Origin of the sequence: Desulfobaculum bizertense DSM 18034, assembly GCF_900167065.1 — a bacterium.
Classification (GTDB): Bacteria; Desulfobacterota; Desulfovibrionia; order Desulfovibrionales; family Desulfovibrionaceae; genus Desulfobaculum; species Desulfobaculum bizertense.
Genome location: NZ_FUYA01000019.1, coordinates 1 through 8,232, shown reverse-complemented (window position 1 = coordinate 8,232; position 8,232 = coordinate 1). Strand labels below are relative to the sequence as shown.

The 8,232-nt window shown below is 55.0% G+C and carries 6 protein-coding genes; all 6 read right to left on the bottom strand.

What is annotated here, in order from left to right:
• Positions 1–45: 45 nt before the first annotated feature.
• The 6 genes from B5D23_RS14710 to B5D23_RS14685 all read right to left on the bottom strand — a co-directional run bounded on the left by B5D23_RS14710 (position 46) and on the right by B5D23_RS14685 (position 7,933).
• A complete protein-coding gene (locus B5D23_RS14710) occupies positions 46–2,022 on the bottom strand; it encodes a terminase gpA endonuclease subunit (protein WP_078686218.1) in 1,977 nt (658 codons plus the stop codon).
• Positions 1,988–2,719 carry a hypothetical protein gene (locus tag B5D23_RS14705; protein WP_078686217.1) on the bottom strand — a complete coding sequence of 244 codons (732 nt, stop codon included), beginning with the start codon at positions 2,717–2,719 and terminating at the stop codon, positions 1,988–1,990. Before B5D23_RS14705 ends, B5D23_RS14710 begins: the two co-directional genes overlap by 35 nt.
• The gene (locus tag B5D23_RS14700; RefSeq protein WP_078686216.1) at positions 2,712–4,058 is read right to left on the bottom strand and encodes a site-specific DNA-methyltransferase; all 1,347 of its coding nucleotides are present in this window, start codon (positions 4,056–4,058) and stop codon (positions 2,712–2,714) included. The genes B5D23_RS14705 and B5D23_RS14700 overlap by 8 nt, the downstream gene beginning before the upstream one ends.
• Before the next feature lie 139 nt (positions 4,059–4,197).
• Entirely contained in the window at positions 4,198–4,653 is a 456-nt protein-coding gene (locus B5D23_RS14695; RefSeq protein ID WP_078686215.1) for a hypothetical protein, read from the bottom strand.
• Positions 4,654–4,664: 11 nt separating this feature from the next.
• Complete coding sequence (locus B5D23_RS14690) at positions 4,665–6,014, bottom strand: primase-helicase zinc-binding domain-containing protein (RefSeq protein ID WP_078686214.1); 1,350 nt, start codon at positions 6,012–6,014, stop codon at positions 4,665–4,667.
• A gap of 272 nt (positions 6,015–6,286) precedes the next feature.
• Entirely contained in the window at positions 6,287–7,933 is a 1,647-nt protein-coding gene (locus B5D23_RS14685; protein WP_078686213.1) for a DNA primase family protein, read from the bottom strand.
• Positions 7,934–8,232 lie beyond the last annotated feature (299 nt).

Here is an 8,232-nt window from a genome sequence, read left to right as displayed (position 1 = left end):
GCGTGCTTCCAGTTCAGCTTTCTTCCTTTCATATCTTCCATAGCGTTATCTCCTCGCGAACCAGTTCGGACGCCCGCCGGGTCTGGCCTGCTGTTGAAATGTCGGTTCCGGTCTGCGCTGCTCTTCCCTTTTGGCCCGTGGCATCCGCCTTTTCCAATTGCGGATATCCAGCTCATATGCCGCCACGAGCGCCATCACTTCGCAGTCCCAGAAATGGTTGTCTTTGTTATCCGGACACATCCAGCACAGCTTCTCATCATCGTAGTATTCAGCGGTCATTTCCCGCGCGTACTCGTCACTGATCCCGTTATAGAGGTGAAACGCCCCCGGATCTTCCGGCAGTATTTGCAACTTTGCCGCAAGATCGTTTTTGAAAAACGTCGTGTCGACTTTCCAGAGCACCAATCCGCCAGGTATCCGGAGTTTCGTCCCCGGGTAGAACTCCTGCGGCGAATACTGCACGGGCGTCGCCAGCGTGCGCTTGCCCTGATATGGAAAGACTTTTCCCCGATGCCGCGCACAAAACGAATAGACGTCCTTTGTGCGCGTTCCCATCGCGTCCTGAACGGCCAGCCGGACGCGGTATTCTTTTCCATCTGCATCGAGATACACGTTCTTGAAAAGCACCTGCTCCAGCGCCTCAAAGGTCGGAACACTGCCCGCCTGCACAAGCCAGCTCTCTTCCTCCCCGCCCCAGCCAAACGCCCGAATCACGTAGCGGAAATATCGGTGCTGCGTATCCACTCCAGCCACCAGCACTGCCGCCCTCGGCGTTCCATCTTTCAGGCAGCCCGGCACAATACCACGCGGCCGATCGTCGCAGAGTTCAAGGATTGCATCCTCCGAGCGCTGCACGTCATACGCCCGCCACGGTTCAGCCTTGTACTGGTTCATGAAGTCCTTGAGATCGTCCCTGTTTCCACTCTTTTTCCAGCGCAGGAACGCCGCCGCAATCTCCGACAGGGAAACAAAATACGAGAGCCACGAAGGAATATGGAAGCCGATCTTTGCAGGCCGGTTTGTCTTGAGGTGCGCAGAAAGCTCCAATCCTGTTCCACGCGCCCGCCACTGTCCGAGCCTCACGGCCTTGTCCCTGTCGTTATCGTCCCAGCACGCGCCGCAGGTCTCGCACTCATACCACGCGAGGCGCTTTGACAGAACAAGCTCTGGTTCCTGCTTAATCTCGTCCTCTTGCGGCCACTTGATGCGGTCAAAATTCATGAGCTGCCATGTGCCGCAATGCGGGCAGCGCACCCAAAAATCAAACTTGGCCTGCGCTTCTTCGCCAAATGCGCGCCAGATCGGGCCGCCCTCAATGGTTGGCGTGGAGATTTTCCAGATCTTGCGCTTGCGCCGCCATGTGGTGGTTCGCTTTTCCGCCAGTGACTCACTCGACGCCTCATTTTTCGGATTCTGATACTTGTCCAGTTCATCCAGCACCAAGTATCGAATCGGCTTGTTTCCAAGTCGCGAAACCGAGCCGGACCAGCCAAGGTAAATGGTCATGTGCGCGAGGTTCAGGCGAAGGCTGCTTGTGTCGTCGGCCTGCCCTGTCAAATAGGTCCGAAGGCGCGGGCTTGCCTCAAGCATCGGTGCGATTCGGTCCTGCGCATTTTCCTTGGCCGTGATGCGGTCTGGAAACACATACATTGCAGGACCGGGCGCACGGTCAATGGCGTAGGCCACGCAGTTATGAATCGCCTCGGAGCCGCCCGTCTGCGGCGTTTTGCAAATAATAATTGTCTCGACTGACGGGAAAAACGAAGCATCCATAATCCCCGTCATGTACGGCGTCACGTCGTTATGCCAACGCCCCGGAATGGACGACTGGTGCACCACGCGGTGGCGCTCTGCCCATTCACTCACGGGAATCGGTTTACGCCGTCGAAAGACCTTTCGCTCGCCCTGTGAAAACTGAAAAACATGCGTCTGCCCGGCCTGCCTAAGTACAGCCTCCCGAACGCTTTCAGGAAGCCAGCCCGGCAGTTTATCCACGCGTACCTGTCGCGTCTGCGATTTCATCCGAATACGTCACCTCAAATTCAAGAACGCTGGAATATTCGTTCAAAGCCTCATCGAGCATCGCCTCGAAGCGCTCCAAAAACTCCTGAGACTTGCGCGGATTACCGCCAACCAAATGAATAAGGTCCAGCACATTCATTTCCACTGCCTGCCGAATCCCGGAGCCAAGGACTACGCCCCGGCTCGCAAGCTCCAGCTCTAAATTTTCTCGCGGAATATACTTCCCACGCTCGACCTCTGCCCGGAACTGAATCCGCGAGGTCTCTTCCTCAAGCTTGTGAATCGTCGCAAGCTGCCGCCGTGCAGCCAATTCCTTGAGCTGCTCAGAGTCCTTTTTCGGCACGGCCATGACCGGCAAGCTTTCCGCATACGCCAGCACCTCGGATTCCGAAAAGGTCCCGTCTGGCTGCTTTCGCAAAAGGCCAGACTTGATATCCGCATAGAGCTTTGACTTTTTAACCTTGCGTCCCTCTTCCGAGAGAAACGCAAGCACGTCTTTCGTGCTTCCAAGTTGCGCTTTTCCACCGTGAGCCATTCGAGCCTCCAGCATGCGCGACACCTTCTCAAAAACTGAGACATTCTGCGGCGACGGATCTTCTCGCATTTGCCGTTTTGCCTCTTCTTTTGCCTTCAAAAGCGTGGGCCAATCAGTCTCGGCACTGCGTTCCAAAAGCTGTTCTAGAGCCTGCTTATCCATTGGCAGCCTCCAGCATGGCAAAACGTTCTCCTGTGGACTGGAGCACTGCGTCTTTTCCCGTGTGCTCCTGCCACCGCCGAATAATGACGTCCGCAAACTTTGTGTCGAGTTCAATAGTCCGACATGCGCGGCGCGTCCGTTCACAGGCAATCAGGGTTGTCCCGGAGCCTCCAAAAGGATCGAGAACAACCTCGCCCTTTCGGCTGCTGTTTTTCAAAAACCGTTCGACCAAGGCCACCGGCTTCATGGTCGGATGCAATTCCGAACGCTGGGGCTTGTCTTCAAAAACAAGCGAGCTTTCGAGATCCTGCACTTCCAGATTCTGTCCAGAAATATGCAACGCCCTGTCATTGAGGAACAGCGAAACAGTCCCGTCCGGGGCCACTTTGACAGCGCCTAGCTCGGAAAGCTCCTGCACGCTGCGACGCTTCCGGCCACCAAGCCAAGAATGCGCTGCACCGGGCTTCCAGCCGTACAAAATCGGCTCGTGCTGGCACTGATAATCAGCGCGCCCCAGCACAAACACATTCTTGCGCCAGATAAGGCAGTTGGAAAAACGAAAGCCCGCTTTCCGAAATGCCTCGCGGAAGTTCACGCCCTCACTGTCTGCATGGGCAACATAGGCTGCCCCGCCCTTTTTCATGGCGCCGAACATCCCGGCAAAGGCTCGTTCCAAAAACTCACGAAACGCAGAATCTGACATGCTATCGTTTTTGATTTTCCCGGCCGTGCCCTCGTAATCAACGTTATATGGCGGGTCGGTCCAAATCATATCGGCCTCGCGCCCCTGCATAAGCTGCTCGTAGCTCTCCGCTTTGGTGGAATCCCCACAAAAGAGAAAATGCTCGCCAAGCCGCCACAAATCGCCGGGCTTCACAACAGGCTCCGCCTGCGTTTCCGGGACAGCGTCCCCCTGCTCCTGCGATTCTGGCTCTATGCTCTGCAAGAGGTCTTCGACCTCGGAAAGTTCAAGCCCTGTCAGCTCCAGATTGAAATCTGCATCCCACAAATCTCGGAGTTCCTGCGCCAGCACCTCATCGTCCCACGTGGACCATGCAACGGAACTGTTCGCCAGAATTCGAAACGCCCGCACCTGCTCTTCACTCATTCCTTCAGCCGGAATCACCGGCACGCTCTCAAGGCCCATTTTCTGGGCAGCCTTCAGGCGAAGATCACCGTCGATCACTTCCCCGTCTGGCCGCGCCAAAATCGGCACCCGAAAGCCGAATTCCTGAATGCAGGCAATCATGCGTTCAATGTTCTTGTCGTTCTTCCTGAGTTGCCGTGTATACGAACGCAGCCGCGCAACGGGCCACGCCTCAATTGTCAACTTTTCCAATCAAACAAATCCTGTTATGCCCCCAGTATTGCTTCGCCACTCGCGAATCAAAAGGAGGGTTGAGGTTCGCCTTGACTGGATACAGACCTATCCGGTCGCCATGCGGAAATGGTACTTCTTCATGGCAACCCTCACTTACCTAGCCACGCCGTCTTTGCGCAGGCTGCACCTGCTCGCACGGAATATAGCGACACGTCTCCGCAAAGCGCGGGCCTTTTCCAATGGGAATGCGCCAGACCTCGCCAGCGTCCAGAATGGGCGGAGCCATGACGCGGTACAGTTCTGATTCATAGCCTGCGTTTTTCCCCTCGCCTTCCAGCACATATTCGCCTTTCACAGTCACGATCTCGCCCACGCGGAACTCCGGTGGAGTCAGATCCGCCGATACCGCCCGGCCAAGCCCAAGGCGTTCAGCCAACCTCTCGCACACACGCTCAAGCGCTTTGCGCACGGTCACCTCGGCCTTGCGATCGCCGCCAAAAGGCACCCACGCCTCGCCTTCTTTCAGACGATAGCGCCCGGCATCCCCGTAAAAACGGAACTTCGTGGGCTTTTGGTCTGGAAACTGGAGTGAAAGAGTCGCTACTTTTTGCACTGTTTTTCACCTCAATTTTTGCAGTATTTCAAAATATTCTCGGCGCTGACCCGATTCACGGGCAAAGCCTCCATCCATTCCATGATTTCCGGCTCCCAGAAACGATCTGCAAGGCGTCTGAACTCGTTCCAGTGTGCCTGCGCCCATTTGTCATCAAAAATCAGCTCTGCGCCGCTTTCTCCGCTCAGCTCCATTGAAATGGGCTTGCCGGTCAGCTCACGCTGAAAATCAATGACAGCCTGCGGAATCTTCGCCGGAGCTTCTGCCCGCTTTTCTTTCTTGGATGCGGCCACCAGAAACGCAGGCGTAAGTCCCGCCCGAATCCACTCCCGGAGCTGCACACCCTCGGCCACAGCTTCGCCCGGATCTTTGCCAACTGGCACGGGCCAGCGCTTGGCCTGCGGATAGGTTTTCTGCCACCAGCCACGAATCCGCTTTTTCATTTCTTCGCTCTTCGCGGCCTTCGGATCTGCGTCCTCGTCCTGTGCAGGCTCAAAATCCAAGGCATTCAGGATGCACAGGCTTTTCTGAAAAACCTTGTGCCCAAACTCGTCGGGCTTGGTGCTGATTGAGCCAAGCCCCACCGCGCCAATTGTGAAGCCTGTCGCGGCAGCGCAGGCAATGGCATCAAGCTCAGCCTCGACCACCACAAACGCCTTTGCGTCCTCGTGCAAAATCATGGGACCCATTCCAGAACCCGGCAGCACGTAATATTTAGGGCCAAACTCACGCGGCGCAGCCCTGCGGATGCGAACACGGTACAGCAGGCCATCGCGAAAAGTTGGAATCACAAGCCCGCGAGGAATCCAAAGCTTTTTAGGTTTGCCATTGTCCTTGAACTCCTCAGGCAGGCCCCACGCCGTCCTGTCGCGGTAACAGTCCCGGCCCTGCTCGCCGGGGTTCCAGCCAAGGCGAAAGGCTTTTACGGCCTCCAAGCCGATGCCCCGCGCTGCCAGCATATCCAAGGCCGAAGGCGTCTGGAGCAATTTACGATGCGCCCACGTAACGAGCGCATTGGATTTGCAACGCCACATTTCCTTAGGCGACTCCATACGACGCGGGACAAAAGCCTGCGGCTTCGGCGCAGCGCCCGGAGCCTTGGGACTCGTTGGCCGGGAACTCATAGCGGCAGCGTCCTTGAAGCTCATGCCTCGAAATTCTCGCAGGTACTGGATGAGGTCGCCGCCCTGCCCGCAGATCCGGCACCACCAGCTCCCCTCGCCGCCATTTTGTTCAGGCCAGATAAGGAAACGATCTTTTCCGCCACAGCCCGGACATGGGCCGTGATATTCTCCGCCCTTTCGCGTGGACACTTTGCGCCCGGTACAGCCGTCCTCTTCGGCAAGCTTCAAAACGTTCATTTTCCCTCTTCCTTCCTATGGTCCTACAAGGTCCTGCCTATGGTCCTGTTATGGTCCTACTCTTAAACATTTCTTTTTCTTTACTTTTATTCTCTTTTAGGACCTTAGGACCATAAAATAAGAAAATAGAAAGAATATAAAAGAGAGTTTTATAGACCGAATCCCCGAATAAAAGGTCCTATGGTCCTATTGGACGCACTAGTCCCCGGAAACATTAACTTTTCGACTAGGACCTTTAGGTCCTGCTATGGTCCTGCCCGACTCCTAAGGTCCTAGTCGTCAGACTTCCCAAAGAGTCCCATTTCAGATTTAAAATCTGGACTGAGAAGCACGCCGTAATACCAGTTCTTCCCGCCAACCTTGCGCTTTGGGAACTTCTCCTGCGCGAGCTTTCCGAACTTGCGCTGGGGGAAATTCTTTTTCTTGCTGATGTTCTGCCCGTACCACTTCACAAAGGCGTCATAAAATTCCGTGGCATTCACGCGGGTCGTGGGGTCTTTTTCATCCGGCTCCACCGTGAGACAGCATTCATCAATAAAGATAGAAAGCAGATCCTCATCGCGGCGGTATTCATCCGTAGCCGCCAAAACCTTGGGCGGTGGATTTACACCATCTTGCTGCCATTCAAGACAGCCGCGAACCAGCCACGCCAAAATGCCGGGCAGTTCCTGCCGAAGCTTGTCTTTCAGGTTCGGATCACGGGGCAATTCATTCGGCTTCTGCGGTTCGCCCTTCACAAAACGTCTCTCGAAAAAAACGACTTGAAGGCGATCCCAAAAGGCAAAATCCGAAGAAGGTGCGTGTGGCTTATGGTTCGTCAAAAGGAAAAGCGTATGAGTCGGGGGAAACGTGATAGGCCGCTTGTCATTAGGCCAACGGCCAACAAGATGATCGCCCCCTGAATACCACTTGCAGCGAGAAGCCGAAAAACGCCGTCCTTCATCAGTTTCCGAAGCAAAAACGGCACGAAGCCCACGCAGGGACATGACCGAAGGACTTGGAGCATCCGCAGAACGCTGCATCCCTTGATCGAGCAGCATCTCCGAAGGAATCGGCCCAACGAGCGAACCTAATACTTCGGAAACCATTTCAACCAAGACAGTCTTTCCGTTTCGCCCATCCCCAAAGAACATTGGCAAAATGTGCTCTTTGTCGCCGCCGCGCAGCGTAGAGCCAAAGAGCCGCCGCAGGTAGTCGACCATTTCCGCGTCATCGCTCATGATCTCAAGCAAAAATTTTTCCCAGTTCGGGGCCGGACAATCTATTCCTTCCCATCTCACTGTCGATGCCTTCAAAATAAAGTCTTCCGGCTTGCCGTCCCGAAACTCCCCTGTTTGCAAATCAATCACGCCATTTTTGCAGGCCAGAAGCCATTGCTCTTGGTCGATTTCATCGCCCTTAATCGCAAGCGGGTCCTCCTGAATCTGCGCAAATTCCAGACAGGCTTCAGGGCCACCTTTTCGACGAAGCCGCCGCACCCGGTTCATAATCGTTTTCTGTTGGGATTCGTACATCTTGGCAATCTCTTCATTCCCATCTCTCATTGCTTCAGAAGCTTGGACGCCCACTTTTTGAGCTTCCTTCAAAAGCACTGAAACGACATCCGCAACTCGTGTTTTGGAACGTTCCATCGTGTCGAGCTGCCAGTGCACACCGTTAAATTCCATCCATTCGCGGGACTGGCGATTAAACACAAAGCGCCCACGCTGAATCTTGGCGTAAAGCTCACCTAACCCAACGTCCTCGGCCATCACGCATTCCATGACATTCAAATTCCGAGGAGCCGTGTTCTTTCGTGTCCCCTGCTCGGCCTTGGCTCTGGCCTCGACCATTTCCCGAATTTCCGAGAGCTGCATAACGTTGTCGCCGTCCTCGCAGAGGCTGAATCCTGCAAGGCTCTGATTCTCCTGAGTGCTCATTTTTTGACCTCCCAAATGAGTGACACGAATCTCTAAAAAGTGGTGCTAATGTGGTGCAGCACCTGAATTTTTCCATTTTTCCACGTCATTTTTTCCGTGCCCCTTGCGCAAAACCTGAGCTGTTTGACACCCGTACAAAATGAAGGCTGGGAAGGACCCGTGAGACCTTCAGCATGCACATCTGGCGATTCAGGCTCTTTGGATTTTTGGTCGGCACTCTTCCTGTGGGGGGATCGGGGGGCTAACCTGACCCAGTGCCGGGAAAAAAGACGAAAATAAAAGCATCTACCGCTTGAGTT